We start from the raw sequence: 15,935 nt of genomic DNA, 5'->3' as shown, positions 1-15,935 counted from the left end.
TTTCCAGTCCGCTAATATAAAGTCCGGACTGGGGGAAGGAGATGCGTACAGCTTTTGATCTCGAAGCGGTGGGGAATGCCATAATCGCAGCAGCGACTGATCCTGCCGGCTGGGACGCCGCAATGGATGTGGTCGCGACCGCTACGGGAAGCTTTGGCTCAATGTTGTTCGACATAAGAAGCCATTTACCCAGCATTCCTCGCAGCAGTGAAATGGGTCCAGCGTTCGAGGCATATGTCCGGGACGGCTGGATCGACCGGGACGAACGTTACCGTCTAGCGCCTCTCATGGTCAGGCGCGGCGTTGTCAGTGATCTTGACGCTCTGACACCTGAAGCGATTAGCAGGCAACCATACTACCAAGAATTTCTGGCCCCTTTCGGTTTGCGATGGTATGCGGGAGTAAAGATTGCGGCAGGCGAAGACCTCTGGTGCCTGTCCATCCAGCGATCCATCCAGCAGGGCCCCTTCTCGCCTTCCGAGTTGCAAAGTCTTGCCGGGCTCTCCAGACAGTTGGGCTCTGCTGCAGCGCTCGCAAAAATGCTGAGTTTTGCGCGTGCAGAAGGTGCGCTGGACGCTTTCAGTAAAAGCGGTACGCCTGCAGTCATGCTTGACAGGAACGCTGCCGTCATCATGGCGAATGAGCCTGCAGAAAAGATGTTCGGCCGAGATATTCTCGTTACGGGGCGTCAATTGGCATGTATCGACAGGGAGGCCACCAACGCCCTCAGGCGCGCGTTGCATGCTCTGTTACGGCATCCGAACCCGCCAGCAATGTTAAGCCCTATACCGTTGCCGCGCCTTCAGGGCAGGCCGTTGCTTGCGTACCCTTCTCGTCTGCAGACAAGTGCCACGAATGCGTTCACATCATGCCAGGTTGTAGTCGTGTTTATCGATCCGGACATCTATCCCAAACCACCAGAGATTGCTTTGCAGAATTGCTTCGGCCTGACACCTGCAGAGGCGAGACTGGCGCGCCTGGTCTCATCGGGCGAGGAGTTGAGAACGGTTGCGGATCGGTTGGGAGTCACCTACGAAACCGCTAGGACCCAGTTGAAAACGGTCTTTGCCAAAACAGACACCCATCGGCAGGCGGAATTGGGCGCGCTGCTTGCGAGAATGGCAGGTCACCCTACTGCATCGACGGTTGCGGGTGGTATGTTCGAAGCCAACCATTCTTAGAGTTACGTCTGTCGTATAGTGGTAAATATCCATTATATTTCGGGAAAGTTGTCGCCAAGGAAGGCGCCTCTTAAACTCTGATCTCGTCGATTGCAGCGTTAGAACGGTCTGCTTACTGAGGCAGGACAAATAAAGGCGGGACCATGATCCCGCCTCGTTGCCGTTTTGGTATTCCTCCCTCCACCTCAGGCACCACGAGGTTGCGTCAACGATGGTTGCCGAATCCACCCCGCATCATGGTTTCGTGGTTCATGCGCCGCGCACCGAAATTGTTGAAATCCGCGGGCACGACGTCGAGATTTGCCAGATAGCTACCAGCGGGAGAATTACGCCGGATGCTGCCATTTCATGAATGTGCGCACCCGGCGCGACAGATTGCTCCGGTTCGCTACGATGAGGCATACGGGAAGCGCCCGGCGACGAAAATCGGGCATGATTTTCCCAAGCGCTCCATTCCTGAAGTATTGGCCAATCCCCAAGGGCGGAGCCCGAATCAGACCAAGGCCGACGAGGGCAGCAGCGTCGCGAGCAGCATATTCCGCCAGAAATTGAGGGTGCAGATGAGGACTGCCGTTCGACCAATGTTTAACGGAACGATACGTGAGTATAATACCAAAAAAGACGATTTCCTTCCACCATTGTCCAAGATAAGCGGCGCTCCGTCGTCGGCATTTGCTGCAGTAACCGCGGTCTGAACGGTGAAGGGAACTAAAATGTCAAACAAATCACTAGAAGGAGAACTGTTGCCTGCGACCAGGCAGACAGAAATTCCAGTGGTGACTGTCGAGGGCCTTAGGGCCAGGCTCAAGAGTGCTGTGGAGATTGCATTTTTATATGGAGCGACCGAATGGGTTCGTCTCAACCATCCGTCCCAATACGAGCAGCTGCTGATGCGGTTTGACGACAGCACATCGTTGGAAAATCACGGTTATATCCACTGATCCACCTCGCGAGGCTTGGCGATGTCCCCAATCACTTTAACCTTATGTCACGGTTCAGATTCTGAATTCCAGGGCTTTAATGTCAATGAGTGCAATGAATGCGGTGCCTTTGGGCGTGGCTTTTACTTCTCCAACGATTTCGAACTTGAACGGGTGTACTCGGATGGCCTTGATCCAGTGGTTGCCAAGGTGACCCTGCAAAACCCTTATATTCTTGATGGGAATCTTCCCCATGACGAATATCAGGCGGCATCCAGGATCTTCCGTCCGGTTCGGCATGCTCGGGAAAGAATAATCGGTCTGGGCTATGACGGGGTTTTGCTGAGACAGGATAGCTATGTCGAAGCCGTGGCCTTCTATCCCAGACAGATAGACAGCTATGGGCGACGCCCGGACCTCCCAATACCAGACAAACAAAAATTGCAAAACTTCGTCCCCTTTTTCCAACTCTGGGGTATCCAAATTGGACTGGGTCGCAGGCACCACAACACCTAAGCGGCACGGTCGCCAAGCACAAGAATATCAACCAGGAGATGCAGATGTCCATCAAACCAATGATTTTTATCACTATGATAGGGCTGTCAAGCCTACCGATGAGTGCATACGCGGAGGGATACTTTTACGAGTATAATCCAGCTGGCGGCATTCCGTTTACGGATCGCGCGCCAGACCACCTCGATATTCATGACAACGGGGGCTATGGTGACCACAATTTCCTTAACTTCGGTCAACAATGGGAGAAACCCAGCGCAACCGTGATTGGGAAAACGTCAGCGCGACACCTCGTCAACACACCACCGAAACAGAAATAGCGCCCGAAATATTTAGCGAAGGATTGTCGGGCAGGCCAGCGTCCGAACATCCGCTCACGCCCTCGATGCAGACATTGTAACAAATTTGTGGAATGCCAAAAGCGGACATTCGAAAACATACCGGAACCGGAACTCCTGCAGAACCAGAGCGACTTCGCGTCTAAAGCCTAGGTCGGTAGGTCGGTAGGTCTTAGCGGTGCTCCAAGGAATTCATCCCCCAGTGTGCACCGAGGCGATTCAGGGCAGCCTTGTCGGGTATTCCGGTCGCCGTGACGGACTCTAACTCGGTGAAAAAAGCGGCAGCATCCAAGGCAGGGGTGATGAGAATGTACTGCCGTGCCGGCTTGTCACTCACATTTACGAATCCATGCTCGGCTCCACCGGGAATGCTGACCACATCGCCTCCGGGATCCGCCGCTTGCCGGTCTTGACTTCGACCGTCACAGACATTCCCGGGGACAGCTGCATTTCCTACCGTCGACCTCGATCGTGGTGGTGTCGGGTTTGATCGTCAGCGGGAACACAAGGTTCTGCAACATGAGGGCCGCTTCAGCCTTGATGAATGAGTTTATTGCTCGTGCCTATCCCTATCGTCAGGAGCCGAACCGCAACTACGCTCGGGTCGCATTCAGCCTCGCGGCCTGTGATGAAGACCATCATTCGGAGGACGACTTTGCTCGGAAAGACAATGATTTGCTCGGCCGAGGGACTGCGAGCCGCTGCTTGGCTTGCCCCTGTTTCGAAAGGCAAAGAAGGAAGCAGCATGAGGATCGCGCGTTGGTTCAGGCGGCTGTCACTTTGTCTTTAATTCGGTTCATCCTCAATTTCAGTGATTCAGCGGCAGCATTCTTGCCCTCATCAGTTCTGGGCCGGCGCGACTGGGAAATAGATGGCGCCCAATGCGGTTTCCATTCTTCCAGCATTCAGCCAGAAAAGTTTCAAAATACAACGGCGATGTCGGATTCAATGCTGCTCGGTTTCTGTCTCGAGGTGCGTTAGAAGTGAGCCAATTCGCGATACTACGGCGCTCGTATCCGGTCCGCCTTGCAACCTCGCTGTAGGTGAGGCCCTGCTGGCGCAAAGCTTGAAGCGTGGCGAATATTTCCTGACGGGATTGTCTGTGCTGCAAGCGGGCTCGGCGGTGTTGTGCCGTAGCGCTGGCGATAGCATCTTCGGAGAGAATGGGTCTAACATGGGCGTGGCCATAAACGCTCATCTGTTCCTTAATCGCCGCCCTGAGATTTTGGACCAGATGAAAACGGTCAGCCACCTGGCGCGCCTGCGGTGCGCCCTCCCGGGCTGCCTGGGCATACAGGCCACAGCGATCTCGGCTAACAACTTCGATCGTCGGACGTTGTTGCAACCATGCTTTCGCGCTCTCAACGCTGCGGTCGTCCAGAACATCGACGACCGATTGACGCTCAAGATCGACCATGATCGTGCCGTACCGCGAGGAATGCGCCCAGCTCCAATCATCAATGCCTACAACCCGAATATTGTCTTTTTGCATGGACGCCGGATTATTGCGCTTCAATTGCCGCAAGATCGTGTCGTCACTGACCGGCATGCCGAGCCGATGCATCAAGTATTCCCCCGGGCGACCGCCCATCTTGTGGCCAATCAAGCGTACAATCTCATCCATCCGTTCAGTTCGTCGCGTATAGGGTGAAGCAATCTCGGGCAACCTGTCGGTGAAGGTTCGTCGCCCGCATTTCCGGTGCCTACACTGCCACCGGTTCAGGGCGAGTTTGATTTTCACAACTTGACCCTGAACAGGCAAGTCCTGGAAGAGGCGGTTGTGCCAGCCGTGCCGGTGCCGGCTTCGCCTTCCGCAATCCGGGCAGATACCAACAGGTTTCGCAGCGGCAGAAACAACCCAGTTTTCTTCATCTTGAAGGGTGATACCCAGAACTTTGACCCCTGGGCCGGGTGACCATTTCAATTGCGTTCGCATCACCGCAGATAGCAATCGCGGCGCTAACACTCTGTTAACCACAGAAATTGAGGAAGAGCCGCTCCGGGAAGCATGACCCGATCACAAGTCAGCTACAAACGTCACCGCTTTCCACCGGCGCTCATCGCCCATACGGTTTGGTTGTATTTCCGGTTTCCGCTCCCTGCGTCTGGTCGAGGAAATGCTGCTGGAGCGAGGGATCGTTGTTTCTTACGAGACCACCCGATGCTGGGCAAAGCAGTTCGGCCCGGTCTATGCTCGTCGTCTGCGCAGGATGCAGCCAAGCTCAAGCGACATTTGGAACCTGGACGAGGTCGTGATCACCATCGCCGGCAAGAACACGGGCTCTGGCGTGCCGTCGATCAGGATGGCTACGTGCTCGACGAGATCGTGCAGAACCGCCGCAATACCAAGGCTGCCAAACACTTGCTTGTTCGTCTGCTGAAAAAGCAGGGCTTAGCGCCAAAGCGGATCATCACCGACAAGCTGCGATCTTACGCCGCCGCAAGACGCCAGATCATGCCAACCCTCGAGCACCGTTCCCACAAAGGATTAAACAATCGAGCGGAGAATTCGCATCTGCCGCTGCGAAAACGGGAGCGGGTGATGCAAACATTTCGATCATCGGGAAGCCTTCAACGGTTCCTCTCAGCTTTCTCCGCGGTCCGCAATCTCTTCGTGCCGCCTCGGACAAGACGCACCGCCCTTGCAATCCACCTCCATCGCATTAGCGCACTTGCACACTGGAGATCCGTCACCGGTGTTGCCGCCTGAAGTCCGGCATCCACCAAGCTTTGTCCTCACTGACTTAACCCTGACATCACCATCCATATATACCTTGCCAGACTCGAACTTACCGTTCGGACCAGGTACCAATTAGCATATTGAGGAATCGCTCTGCAGCCGGCGACAAGGTCCCTCCGCGACGCCTCACCACGCCTATTGTTCTTGAAATTGCCGGATTGCGTATCGGGCGGCTTATGAGAAAAGGGTGTTCTCCTTGGGGCGTTGCCATCTGCGGCAGCACAGATATGCCCAACCCAGCTTCGACAAGACCGAGGGACGTCGAAAGGTGCGTTACTTCATAGAACCATCGAAGCTTAATGCTGGACTTCGCCAAAGCAGCATCGAGAAGTGTGCGGTTCGCGCTTGACCGGTGAACCGTGATCAAATGGTAAGGTTCCAGGTCGGCCCACCCCACTTCCGCTTTCTCCGCAAGCGGATGATCTTTCCGCGCCGCGAGAACGAACGGATCTTCGACAAGACGCTCGAACGTCAAATCCGGATCGGACGTACCCATGATGTTGATGCCGAACTCCACCTCACCCCGCGCAACGGCCTGCAAGCCGTCGGTCGCTGGTAAATCAAGGATACGGAAACGGATATTGGGATGTTCTTCATTGAACTGCCGAATGACCGTCGGCAGGAAGTAAAACGCAGCGGTGGGAAGGCAGGCAATCGTGACCAGACCGCCCCGATTGACGCCGACATCGCGGACCGCAAACAGCGAACCGTCGAATTCTTCCAACATGCGGCGAACGAGTGGGAGTAATTCCGTCCCCAAAGCTGTCAACGAGACGTGCCGTGTCGTCCGCTCCAGCAACGGAGCGCCGATGGCCATTTCCAGTTTCTGGATGCGCCGACTGAGCGCGGGCTGAGAGAGATTAAGCGCCTCGGCAGCCCGATGAAAACTCACCAGTTCAACGACACCCAAAAAGGCTCGCAGGTCAAGTATCTCACAATTGATGTTCATAACACATCAATCCTCCGAATCTTCGCATTTCACATATCAATCACTTTACCGCAAAGTGCAAGAAATCGACAGATTGATCTATCTGGTGCATGAATAAAAGTGGCGAATTATGAACGACCTCATTCGTATACCCTGTGTCTTGATGAGAGGTGGCACGTCCAAAGGCCCGTTTTTCCTGGCGTCGGATCTCCCTTCAGATCCGCGCCAGCGCGACCAGATTCTGTTATCCATAATGGGTTCCGGTCATCCGCTACAAATCGACGGCATCGGCGGTGGCAATCCCGTCACGAGCAAAGTTGCCATTGTTGGACCGGCGACTGTATTGGGGGCGGATGTCGATTATCTCTTTGCCCAGGTGCGCATCGATCAGCAAATGGTCGACACATCGCCCAATTGCGGCAACATGCTCGCCGCTGTCGGTCCCTTCGCTATCGAAGCAGGCCTCGTCAAGGTAACGGGACCGGTGACGCGGGTGCGGATATACAATGTAAATACGGGCAAGCTCATCGAGGCCGAGGTCCCAACGCCGGAGGGTCAGGTCGCCTACCTTGGCGATGCTTCGATTGACGGCGTTCCCGGCCACGCCGCGCCGATCGCCTTGACATTCATGGATGCCGCCGGCGCTCGTACTGGCAGGCTCTTCCCCACTGGACAGCCTCTCGAGACGATCGACGGCATAGAGGTGACCTGTATCGATTGCGCCATGCCAATGATGATCCTTGAGGCTGCGGCCATCGGGGCAAGCGGTAATGAAACGGCGGCGGAGCTCAATGCAAACAGTGCTCTCCTAGAGCGTCTGGAAAAATTGAGGCTGCAGGCGGGCCAGCGTATGGGTATGGGCGACGTAACCACACAGGTTGCCCCGAAACCGGTACTGATCTCGAAGCCAAAAGCCGGCGGCGATCTAAATGTGCGCTATTTCATGCCGCATCAGTGCCATCCCTCTCTCGCCACGACTGGGGCCGTCGGTATTGCCACGGCCTGCATCAGTGACAACACCGTCGCATCCAGACTGGTTGGCGGACGCAAGCCCCCGGTCGTTCTCGTTCTCGAACATCCAAGCGGACGCTTGGAGGTAAAGTTGGACTCCCGAGACGGCAAGACAGTTGCAGGCATATTGCGTACAGCCCGTCGTCTGTTCGAGGGCCAGGTCTTTGCAAAACCTATCGCGCAAATGGTTTGCGCGGCATAATTGAAAGCGGTGGCCGGGAGGGCGCCGCACATCAGGGAGGAAATACCATGCGTAAACTTATGCTCTCGCTCGCGGCTACTGTTGTATTCGCCGGATCGGCCTTTGCGGATCCCGTCAGAATCAGCGTCGGCTCTTACAATCTGAACAATTTGCCGTTCCCCGTAGCATCGGGCCTTGGTCTCTATGAAAAGGAAGGGCTCGAAGTCACCGTCGAGAATTTCGCCTCGGGCGGATCCAAGACCTTGCAGGCTCTTGTGGCAGGCTCCACAGACATCGCCGTCGGCTTCTACGATCATACGATCCAGATGCAGGCACAAAGGAAGGACGTCGTCGGTATCGTGTTGCTGGCGCGCAATTCCGGTCTTGTACTTGCGGGCGGCAAGAACTCGACATTTGATCCGGCAAAGCCTGAGACCATCAAGGGCGCGAAAATCGGCATTACTGCCCCGGGCTCCTCATCGGATTTCTTCGTTCGCTATTATTTGCAGCGCCACAAGCTTTCGGCGGACGATGTTTCGCTGATCGGCGTCGGCTCCGGTTCGGCGGCGGTCGCCGCCCTCGAACAGGGAAAAGTTGATCTGCTTGTCAACTATGATCCCGCCGCCACATTCATCGAAGCCAAGGGCGTCGGCAAGATCCTGATTGATGCGCGCAGCGATGAAGGCGCAAAGGAGATTTACGGCGGCATTTATCCGACCTCCGTTCTCTATGCCACGCAAGCCTATATTGATGAGCATCCGGAAACGATCCAGAAGGTCGTCAACGCGACAGTTGAGGCACTGGAATGGATGAACAGCAGCTCACCCGAGGAGATTGTTCAAAAACTGCCCGAAGCCTTCATTTCCGGTGATCGCGAGACTTACGTGAAGGCTGTCGCGAATGCCAAGCCGATCTTCTCCGTGGATGGGCGCTTCAGCGAAGCCGAGGTTCAAACCCCGCTCGCTGTTCTGAGGAGCTTCAACGACAAGGTTGCCGCAACGGAAATCGATCTGAAGAAAACATACACCAACGCGTTCGTCGACAAAGCGCCGCGCAAAAGCACGAACTGAGGAGGAAGCCATGGCCCTGGCAGTGGTAAAACCGATGGCGGAGGAAACCGCCCCGCAACAAAAGAAGGCGATGGTTGCCATCGACTCCGTGACAATGTCCTTCGGAACTTTTGTTGCAGTAGAGGACGTCAATCTGACGGTGGCGGACGGAGAATTCCTTGCCATTGTCGGGCCGACGGGATGCGGCAAGAGTACGATACTGAACGCAATTGCAGGGTTGCTCAAACCAGCCAGCGGCAGCGTTTCGATCGATGGCAATCGTGTCTCTGGTATTCAGAATGATATCGGTTACCTGTTCCAACAGGATGCGCTGTTGCCGTGGAAAACGGCCATCGAGAATGTCGAACTTGGCCTGCTGTTTCGGGGCGTAGGCACGTCGGAACGTCTCGAGCGATCTATGGCGTGGCTCGCCAAGGTGGGTCTCAAGGGATTTGACCAGCGATATCCCCATCAACTTTCCGGCGGTCAGCGAAAGCGTGTCCAGATGGCCCAGGCATTGATCAGCGGTCCAAAGGTCATTTTGATGGATGAACCGTTTTCGGCGCTCGATATCCATACTCGCCATCTGATGCAGAACGAGCTTTTGCGCTTGTGGCAGGAAGAACGCAGGGCCGTGGTCATGATCACGCATGATCTGGAGGAAGCGATTGCCCTCGGCGACCGGGTGGCGGTGTTGGCTGCCGGACCGCGCAGCCGGGTTATCAACAGCTTCCCCGTCGATCTTGAGCGTCCCCGCGACGTCGCCGAAATCAAACTGGATCCGCGCTTCATGGATCTGTACCGCAATATCTGGGCGTCGCTGCGCGGCGAAGTGGAGAAGAGCTATGAGCGTCGCGACTGAACGATTTATCCAACTGGGTTTGCTTGTTGTCATCCTTGGCGGCTGGCAGCTCGGTGTGTGGACCGGTGTCATTGATGTTTTCTTTTTCCCTGCGCCTATGGACATCTTCAACCAGATCATCAGTTGGGTCATTGATCCCAATTTCTATCGTCATGTGACGATCACACTGACGGAAACCGTTCTGGGTTACGTGATCGGAACGGGTCTAGGTGTCGCTGCTGGCGTCTGGCTTGGTCTTAGCCGTAGTGCCGCTCGCATTCTTGACCCCTTTATCAAAGGCTTGAACGCCATCCCGCGCGTCGTACTTGCTCCGATCTTCGTGCTATGGCTCGGTCTTGGCCTATGGTCGAAAGTTGCGCTTGCTGTGACGCTTGTGTTCTTCATCACATTCTTCAATGCCATGCAGGGTGTGCGCGAAGTCAATCCGGTGGTTCTGGCAAATGCGCGTATTCTTGGTGCGACGCGTTCAGAGCTCTTGCGCCACGTCTATTTCCCGGCAGCGGCAAGTTGGATCCTGTCTTCCTTAAGAACGTCGGTCGGATTCGCAGTCGTCGGCGCAATTATCGGCGAGTACCTTGGTGCATCAGCCGGGCTTGGCTACCTGATTGCACAGGCAGAAGGCAATTTCGATGCAGTCGGCGTCTTCGCCGGTATCATCATCCTGGCAGTGTTCGTTCTGGTGATCGACCGAATACTGGATGTGGTAGAAAATCACCTCATCAAATGGCGGCCCAATGCCTCGGAGCAACGGGCGGCTTAGTTGGAATCAAATATCAGAGCTTTAAGAGGTGGCCGCCACAAGAAGCGGCCATCATCCGGGATTTCGGAATTCTTTTTTCTCCCATGCTGTAAGTCTGCTCACTCCTAGGGTAATTGCCGATCTCGGCCTCACATTGCGACAAAGCAGCTGTTCGAGGTCGATTTCTGCCGGCCCAGACGGGAGTTTCGATTACTCGTTCACAAGGAAAGACATCGCAGCAAGGCTGCGACGAAATTGATCGAAGTCTGCCGCGAGCCGATGACCTGAAGCAATTCCTGCGTATGAGTGACGCGGATATCCCTCCAGAGGCGAGGTTCGCTTTAGGGGGTGTTCGCATCGGCACCGGCACGGGCAACATGGGTTCCACCAGTTGGGGTGGGCCTAACGGCGAACAGGGCAAGGCGCCGTTAATGAACACGCCAGGCATCAATGCCCGCCCAACTGCGCAAATGGTGTTCAAGGCCTTGTTAAGGGTAGCGCCTGACCTGCCTGTCGAAATCCTCCATCAGAAAGTCGTCGATGGCCTTTTTGACACGGGAAAAAACCTTATCGATTACCCGACGGAAAAGGTTGATGGCAAACGATTTGCCATTCTTGGTTACGGCAATATCGGGCGAGAAGTGGCACGGCTTGCCAAGGCGTTCGGCATGCAGGTTGTGATTTGTGCTCGAGCCAAACATAAAGAGAGCATCTTGCAAAAAGGGTACGGCTATGCCGAGAGCCCGGCCGTTGCTGCAAGCGGCGCAGATGTGATGTCGGTGCATTTAGGGTTGGGTCGTTATGACGGTTCCAAGAACAAGTTCGACAACGCCGACCTTGTCGATCAGAGCGTGATGTCGGCGCTGAACGACAATGCAGTCTTGATCAACTACGATCGTGGCGAACTCGTGAACATTAAGGCCTTGGAAGAGGCGCTCTCGTCAGGAAAGATCCGCCATGCTGCGATCGACGCGGATATTTTCGCAGGCGTCGATGGGCCCACCGGTCCGCTCGTCCCTTATCTGTCACTGCTGCCCAAGCATGCCGGCAAACTGGCGCTTCTGCCACATGCAGCTGCCGACACCGACCATCCGACCCGAGTAGCTGGTTCGAAGCTTGCGGTCGACCAGATTATGGATGCCATACGCACTAGCACCGTCTCCAACCTTAAAGGCGAACTGCCGGAGGGGTACGACGCTCGGCGCTCAGAGACTAATTCGGAATTTGCTACTTATGAAGACCTCGTCGGTGAGTTGCGTGAGGTCAGTGAGTCGCTTTTGCGCCTACTCGATGTACTAGAAGCTGCGTCCGAGCACGACAAGCGGTCCGGCATAATCGATCAGAATCTTGCTCTCCTCGAATGCATTGATGTGGAGCGGCATTCCCTTCTTCGAGCCAAAGGATTGCTTCCCACGCTTGGTAAAGTTTCCACACCGGCCGGCGGCTGACTATTCCTCCAGAATGCAATAGTACGAGCGGTCCAGCATTCCGACGCTTCGCTAAGGAGGTTGCCCTGGAAGCGCATCGCCAAGCGTCGCATCTCGGCAAAAGCGTCAGATCCCTGCTTCAGGGCATCGACCTTCCTTGCCTGCCGGTCTGTCAGCAGGCCTCGCGGCTTGATGCAAAGCGCTGCGGCAATCACCGGCGAAATCGGATGGCAGTTTGACAATTCGTCTGGAGTCCCCGCCGCTGCGTCCTGACAAATGCGCATACCAACGAGCTAAACGCTTCACGTCGACAACATTCACCATCAGGTGGTCGGTTGCTCGGTTTTTCAATCCAGCCACCACAAGTAGTGGCCCTATATAGCGAAATATATCGTGCATTCTGCCCATTGGAGGGCCTTAGCAACGCTCTACCGCTTCGCCGATCTGCACCCATTCATGTTTCGATTGCGCAAGTACGAGCCGTGGTCGGCCGGAATGTCGGGTCGACCAGCGAACTTAGGGGATATCCATCCGACGCTTTGAACTGACGAGAGCGTCATGGCTCCTGCCAATGCGGATACGTCACGTATGCCGTCGACGCCCCTTCTTCATGGGATCGGATCCTCACCTGGTCGCCCTTCTGCATAGCGATAACTTCACCCGGCCCTGCGTCCACTGTTTGACCGCTGCATGTAACCGAAATGCGCCCCTCGACGATCACCATCGTGTCGTGCACTTCGATTGTCGCGTCGAGGATCTGGTTCGGTCCATAACGCCCAAAGCCAATCGTCACGGGGCCGCCGTGTCGCTGGTCGAGGACGTTGCCAGCGAAGATATCGCCAGTCTGCCCTGGAGAACGTTCGAATGTGGCGTCTGTTGAAGCGAACTTATAAACGGTCATGATGCGTTTCCGCTGTCGATTAAAGGTACGGTCGAAACTGGTGAACGGCTAGATGACGACAAGGTTCTTTTCTGGCGCGTGAATTAGCGTAATTCGTGAATGCAGCCCTGGAATGGCAAAGCCTCCATCGCTGAGGATCGTCTGACCGGTGAGGAACCGCGCTTCCTCCGTGCATAGGCGCGCAGTTTGCGCCGCACCGCAGATAACCTGGCGATATCGCCGTCCGCGGTGAGCCAAATGTTGCGTACGCTAGAAGACCGGTTTGGGGCGAAGCTACTGCGCTGTTGCCTGCGATTTTCGTTTCAGGCGAGAAGGCTATGAGACCCTCGCTCGAGGGACCACTGTCTTCTAACGACCCGGTCCTGTTGATCGCCGCAACGCTTGACGGAGCCGGGCTTGCTTATATCACCGAGGCGACGATCCTGGACTACCTCGCGGCTGGTCAGCTCATTGCGGTTTTCGAAGACTGTGCCCAAGCTTTGGGGATGGCACTAAACTTTCTCAGAAACCGTCATGTGGCGCCAGTCCTCGTGGCGCTCATCGAGTTCCTCTCGCAGGTCGAATAAGAATCTGAGCGAGACCGCTGTCATCAGCTCTCAAACAGTTTTTTAGCCGTCGCGCGTCGGGTGCGAGACTGCGGTGAAACGGCAGACGATCGCCAATGAACGCCGATGTCTTTTGTCGTGTTAATGGTTAGCCACCTTAGTTTGCGTAGTCGGTCCTAAGTCCCTTCATGGACAACAAAACGTGGACAATTTATACCGCTGCCAGTCAATTTGTTATGGAGCGTCCAGAGTGGATCCCTTCAGCGATATCATCGCACTGCTTCGACCGAGCACCGCTATCTCCAAACCCATCGCCGGTCGGGGACGATGGGCTGTGCGTTATGCGGCGCACGATGCTCCTGGATTCACGATCGTTTTGAAAGGCGAGTGCTGGCTTACATTCGATGGCCGCGACCCCCTCAAGCTTCAAAAAGCTGACTTTGTCCTCTTGCCGTCGACCCCTGCCTTTACGTTGAGAGTCATCCGGGGATGTCCGGCGAATTACGTGATCCGATGGAGGCAGCTATTCGTCACGGCGATCTGGATGGCGATGCAGACTTTGTGTCGCTGGGCGGCACCTTCCGCATCGAACAGGTCAATGCACCGCTGCTTCTGTCTCTTCTGCCGGGTATCATCCACATTCCGGCGTCGGAAGGCCGCGCAGGAAAACTCAGCCGCGTTATCCAACAAATCGTGGAGGAATGCGACAGCGATGAACCAGGTAAAGAAATGGTTTTGCAGCGTTTGCTCGAAGTGCTTCTCATCGAAGCGATTCGCTGGCGCGGCTTCGCCGACGACGAAGCGCGGGCCGGGCTCCTCAATGGCATGCTCGATCCGGTCTTGGCTCGCGTTCTTCGGGCGATGCACTCGGACGTTCGATCTCATTGGACGGTCGCTGACCTGGCGAAAAGTCGCTGGCCTTTCCCGCTCGGCTTTTGCCGCTCGCTTTGGTGAAGTGCTTGGCTGCGGTCCGATAGAATATCTCGCGCGATGGCGAATGGCGCTGGCAAAAGACGCCTTGATGCGCGGCACGAAGACACTCGACGGGATCGCTGACGAAATCGGCTACGAATCCGCCAGCGCGTTCAGTACCGCGTTTCGAAAGCGTCTTGGATGCTCTCCTGGGAAGTTTGCCCGAAATGCGAGTGTCCAGCCAGCGACTTTGGACGGTTGAGCAATAATGCAGGACGTATGATTATATGCTGTCTTATGCATGTTGCTTATCAAGGGCCATTGCAAACGGATGGAGATCCTTATGAACACGATCCTGATTACCGGCACGTCCTCTGGTTATGGCCTTGAGACAGCACGCTACTTCCTCGCCAATGGCTGGAACGTCATCGCCACCATGCGCACACCAGACCCGGACGTTCTGCCGCGCTCGGAGAGGCTGCGGATACTGCCGCTGGACGTCACCAGCGATGAGAGCATCGCCGCCGCTATCCAGGCCGCCGGCCCCATCGACGTTCTCGTCAACAATGCGGGCGTGGGCGTCGTCGGGGCATTTGAAGCAACCCCGATGTCACATGTCCGCAAAGTGTTCGAGACGAACACATTGGGCGTAATGGCCATGGTTCAGGCGGTCATTCCGCAAATGCGTGAGCGTCGTTCTGGCACCATTATCAATGTGACGTCCAGCGTCACGTTGGCATCAATGCCCCTGGCGGCGGCCTACATGGCAAGCAAGCAGGCCATAGAGGGCTTCACCGGCTCGCTGGCGCATGAACTTGCTTTCTTTAATGTCCGTGCAAAGCTCGTTGAACCTGGCTACGCGCCGACGACACGCTTCGCGCAAAACACCTCGGTTCGGATCGAAGACCTGATCCCTGCTGCCTATGCCGATTTCGCAAGGCCAATTTTCGAGGCTTTTGCAAAGCCTACGCTGACAACGAAAGAAACGGATGTTGCAGAGGCAATCTGGGCGGCGGTGCATGATACGAGTGGCCAGCTCCGCTTCCCTGCCGGACCTGACGCGGTTGCGCTGGCCAAGGCTGGCTAAAGTTGATCTCACCCGCAACTACCCATTCCTAAGGGTAATTACGGGTCCCGGTGAATGGGGAGGAAAGTCAGGTCCTTGAGGGTAGTGCCAGAATGCAGCTTTCCCATGCTTTCTTCCGTCAGGCGCTTGACTTCAGCACTGCCCGTGAGAACAGCCGCCGCTTGGAAAGCCTGCGATCCAACCTCCCGGCTCACGAAGCCCTGAGCCTCTTCCTCTACGATATAGCTGACGGTGACGTTCAACCGGACAAGCCGGGAGGTTGCATGTTCTCCACAGTCATCGTCCAGCATGCGGGAGAAAACGCATCGCGGTCACGGCACTCAGCCCTCTGCAGTATCAGAAACGCGTCCGCCTTCTGCACGGTCAGGGTTCCGCGACTTCGATCGCGTACGGCGTGGGATACGAAAGCCCGAACCAGTTCAGGCGGGAATATGCGCGACTATTCGGATTGCCTCCGTCGAGAGATCTAGCAAAGACAATGCACGACATGAAAGCAGCGCAACTGCCAAGATCATTCTTGCACGGTCGCGATCTCGGGCCTTAACCGGATACGAACCCGCACCCTGCGGATTTCGGAAATAGCTCAGTGCGCTGAATATCC

General features: G+C 55.9%; 17 protein-coding genes and 4 pseudogenes. 15 read left to right on the top strand and 6 right to left on the bottom strand.

All coding sequences use genetic code 11. The annotated features are described in order from the left end of the window. Positions 1-41: 41 nt before the first annotated feature. Together J2X72_RS21940 and J2X72_RS21935 are read left to right on the top strand one after the other, a co-directional pair. Positions 42-1,181 carry a helix-turn-helix transcriptional regulator gene (locus J2X72_RS21940; protein ID WP_310075449.1) on the top strand — a complete coding sequence of 380 codons (1,140 nt, stop codon included), beginning with the start codon at positions 42-44 and terminating at the stop codon, positions 1,179-1,181. Positions 1,182-1,894: 713 nt separating this feature from the next. Then, the gene (locus tag J2X72_RS21935; protein WP_310075447.1) at positions 1,895-2,122 is read left to right on the top strand and encodes a hypothetical protein; all 228 of its coding nucleotides are present in this window, start codon (positions 1,895-1,897) and stop codon (positions 2,120-2,122) included. Between the two features lie 54 nt (positions 2,123-2,176). Here the strand turns inward: J2X72_RS21935 and J2X72_RS21930 are convergent, their stop codons facing one another. Continuing rightward, positions 2,177-2,605, bottom strand: coding sequence for a hypothetical protein (locus J2X72_RS21930; protein WP_310075445.1), 429 nt, complete (start codon positions 2,603-2,605; stop codon positions 2,177-2,179). 56 nt (positions 2,606-2,661) lie between these two features. Between J2X72_RS21930 and J2X72_RS21925 the strand changes: the two genes are divergently transcribed. Then, positions 2,662-2,934, top strand: a complete 273-nt coding sequence (locus J2X72_RS21925) for a hypothetical protein (RefSeq protein WP_310075442.1) — start codon at positions 2,662-2,664, stop codon at positions 2,932-2,934. Positions 2,935-3,817: 883 nt separating this feature from the next. Here the strand turns inward: J2X72_RS21925 and J2X72_RS21920 are convergent. After that, positions 3,818-4,888: pseudogene (locus J2X72_RS21920) on the bottom strand (ISL3 family transposase); the annotation flags it as partial. A 72-nt stretch (positions 4,889-4,960) separates the two neighbouring features. Between J2X72_RS21920 and J2X72_RS21915 the strand changes: the two are divergent. Continuing rightward, positions 4,961-5,662: pseudogene (locus J2X72_RS21915) on the top strand (IS6 family transposase). Between the two features lie 79 nt (positions 5,663-5,741). Here J2X72_RS21915 and J2X72_RS21910 read toward each other — a convergent pair. Further along, on the bottom strand, positions 5,742-6,641 hold the full coding sequence (locus J2X72_RS21910) for a LysR family transcriptional regulator (RefSeq protein ID WP_100002253.1): 900 nt from the start codon (positions 6,639-6,641) through the stop codon (positions 5,742-5,744). Between the two features lie 109 nt (positions 6,642-6,750). On the opposite strand from J2X72_RS21910, the gene J2X72_RS21905 reads away from it, so the two are divergent. The 5 genes from J2X72_RS21905 (at position 6,751) to J2X72_RS21885 (ending at position 11,910) form a co-directional block, all read left to right on the top strand. Continuing rightward, a complete protein-coding gene (locus J2X72_RS21905; protein ID WP_310075438.1) occupies positions 6,751-7,833 on the top strand; it encodes a 4-oxalomesaconate tautomerase in 1,083 nt (360 codons plus the stop codon). Positions 7,834-7,880: 47 nt separating this feature from the next. Beyond that, positions 7,881-8,882: an ABC transporter substrate-binding protein gene (locus J2X72_RS21900; protein ID WP_310075436.1), complete on the top strand. Its 1,002-nt coding sequence runs from the start codon at positions 7,881-7,883 to the stop codon at positions 8,880-8,882. A gap of 10 nt (positions 8,883-8,892) precedes the next feature. Next, positions 8,893-9,723, top strand: coding sequence for an ABC transporter ATP-binding protein (locus J2X72_RS21895; protein WP_210005398.1), 831 nt, complete (start codon positions 8,893-8,895; stop codon positions 9,721-9,723). Then, positions 9,707-10,483 carry an ABC transporter permease gene (locus tag J2X72_RS21890; RefSeq protein WP_310075433.1) on the top strand — a complete coding sequence of 259 codons (777 nt, stop codon included), beginning with the start codon at positions 9,707-9,709 and terminating at the stop codon, positions 10,481-10,483. The genes J2X72_RS21895 and J2X72_RS21890 overlap by 17 nt, the downstream gene beginning before the upstream one ends. 281 nt (positions 10,484-10,764) lie before the next feature. After that, entirely contained in the window at positions 10,765-11,910 is a 1,146-nt protein-coding gene (locus J2X72_RS21885) for an NAD(P)-dependent oxidoreductase (RefSeq protein WP_310075518.1), read from the top strand. Between the two features lie 41 nt (positions 11,911-11,951). On the opposite strand, the pseudogene J2X72_RS25115 reads toward J2X72_RS21885, so the two are convergent. Together J2X72_RS25115 and J2X72_RS21880 are read right to left on the bottom strand one after the other, a co-directional pair. Continuing rightward, a pseudogene (locus J2X72_RS25115) lies at positions 11,952-12,119 on the bottom strand (ISL3 family transposase); the annotation flags it as partial. A 326-nt stretch (positions 12,120-12,445) separates the two neighbouring features. After that, on the bottom strand, positions 12,446-12,790 hold the full coding sequence (locus J2X72_RS21880) for an AraC family ligand binding domain-containing protein (protein WP_310075431.1): 345 nt from the start codon (positions 12,788-12,790) through the stop codon (positions 12,446-12,448). 186 nt (positions 12,791-12,976) lie between these two features. On the opposite strand from J2X72_RS21880, the gene J2X72_RS25110 reads away from it, so the two are divergent. The 6 genes and pseudogenes from J2X72_RS25110 to J2X72_RS21855 all read left to right on the top strand — a co-directional run bounded on the left by J2X72_RS25110 (position 12,977) and on the right by J2X72_RS21855 (position 15,334). After that, the gene (locus J2X72_RS25110) at positions 12,977-13,111 is read left to right on the top strand and encodes a LysR family transcriptional regulator (protein ID WP_405044757.1); all 135 of its coding nucleotides are present in this window, start codon (positions 12,977-12,979) and stop codon (positions 13,109-13,111) included. After that, positions 13,108-13,356, top strand: a complete 249-nt coding sequence (locus J2X72_RS21875) for a hypothetical protein (protein ID WP_310075428.1) — start codon at positions 13,108-13,110, stop codon at positions 13,354-13,356. The genes J2X72_RS25110 and J2X72_RS21875 overlap by 4 nt, the downstream gene beginning before the upstream one ends. A 181-nt stretch (positions 13,357-13,537) precedes the next feature. After that, a pseudogene (locus tag J2X72_RS21870) lies at positions 13,538-13,762 on the top strand (cupin domain-containing protein); the annotation flags it as partial. Between the two features lie 62 nt (positions 13,763-13,824). Continuing rightward, on the top strand, positions 13,825-14,289 hold the full coding sequence (locus tag J2X72_RS21865) for a cupin domain-containing protein (protein ID WP_310075426.1): 465 nt from the start codon (positions 13,825-13,827) through the stop codon (positions 14,287-14,289). Position 14,290: 1 nt separating this feature from the next. Then, positions 14,291-14,509, top strand: a complete 219-nt coding sequence (locus J2X72_RS21860) for a helix-turn-helix transcriptional regulator (protein ID WP_310075517.1) — start codon at positions 14,291-14,293, stop codon at positions 14,507-14,509. 81 nt (positions 14,510-14,590) lie between these two features. Next, the gene (locus J2X72_RS21855; protein WP_310075423.1) at positions 14,591-15,334 is read left to right on the top strand and encodes an SDR family oxidoreductase; all 744 of its coding nucleotides are present in this window, start codon (positions 14,591-14,593) and stop codon (positions 15,332-15,334) included. 38 nt (positions 15,335-15,372) lie between these two features. Here the strand turns inward: J2X72_RS21855 and J2X72_RS21850 are convergent, their stop codons facing one another. Continuing rightward, on the bottom strand, positions 15,373-15,624 hold the full coding sequence (locus J2X72_RS21850; RefSeq protein ID WP_310075521.1) for a hypothetical protein: 252 nt from the start codon (positions 15,622-15,624) through the stop codon (positions 15,373-15,375). Positions 15,625-15,935 lie beyond the last annotated feature (311 nt).

The sequence above is a fragment of the Phyllobacterium sp. 1468 genome (assembly GCF_031455525.1).
In the GTDB taxonomy this organism is placed as follows: domain Bacteria; phylum Pseudomonadota; class Alphaproteobacteria; order Rhizobiales; family Rhizobiaceae; genus Phyllobacterium.
The sequence above is the reverse complement of the archived record's forward strand: the minus strand, read 5'-3'. Positions and strand labels throughout refer to the sequence as shown.

Coding starts and splice junctions, on each gene's coding strand:
- J2X72_RS21905 (WP_310075438.1), top strand. CDS start 6,751: ATGAACGACCTCATTCGTATACCCTGTGTCTTGATGAGAGGTGGCACG.
- J2X72_RS21910 (WP_100002253.1), bottom strand. CDS start 6,641: ATGAACATCAATTGTGAGATACTTGACCTGCGAGCCTTTTTGGGTGTC.
- J2X72_RS21855 (WP_310075423.1), top strand. CDS start 14,591: ATGAACACGATCCTGATTACCGGCACGTCCTCTGGTTATGGCCTTGAG.
- J2X72_RS21900 (WP_310075436.1), top strand. CDS start 7,881: ATGCGTAAACTTATGCTCTCGCTCGCGGCTACTGTTGTATTCGCCGGA.
- J2X72_RS21890 (WP_310075433.1), top strand. CDS start 9,707: ATGAGCGTCGCGACTGAACGATTTATCCAACTGGGTTTGCTTGTTGTC.
- J2X72_RS21940 (WP_310075449.1), top strand. CDS start 42: ATGCGTACAGCTTTTGATCTCGAAGCGGTGGGGAATGCCATAATCGCA.
- J2X72_RS21880 (WP_310075431.1), bottom strand. CDS start 12,790: ATGACCGTTTATAAGTTCGCTTCAACAGACGCCACATTCGAACGTTCT.
- J2X72_RS21850 (WP_310075521.1), bottom strand. CDS start 15,624: ATGCTGGACGATGACTGTGGAGAACATGCAACCTCCCGGCTTGTCCGG.
- J2X72_RS21895 (WP_210005398.1), top strand. CDS start 8,893: ATGGCCCTGGCAGTGGTAAAACCGATGGCGGAGGAAACCGCCCCGCAA.
- J2X72_RS21875 (WP_310075428.1), top strand. CDS start 13,108: ATGAGACCCTCGCTCGAGGGACCACTGTCTTCTAACGACCCGGTCCTG.
- J2X72_RS21925 (WP_310075442.1), top strand. CDS start 2,662: ATGTCCATCAAACCAATGATTTTTATCACTATGATAGGGCTGTCAAGC.
- J2X72_RS21935 (WP_310075447.1), top strand. CDS start 1,895: ATGTCAAACAAATCACTAGAAGGAGAACTGTTGCCTGCGACCAGGCAG.
- J2X72_RS21865 (WP_310075426.1), top strand. CDS start 13,825: ATGTCCGGCGAATTACGTGATCCGATGGAGGCAGCTATTCGTCACGGC.
- J2X72_RS21885 (WP_310075518.1), top strand. CDS start 10,765: ATGAGTGACGCGGATATCCCTCCAGAGGCGAGGTTCGCTTTAGGGGGT.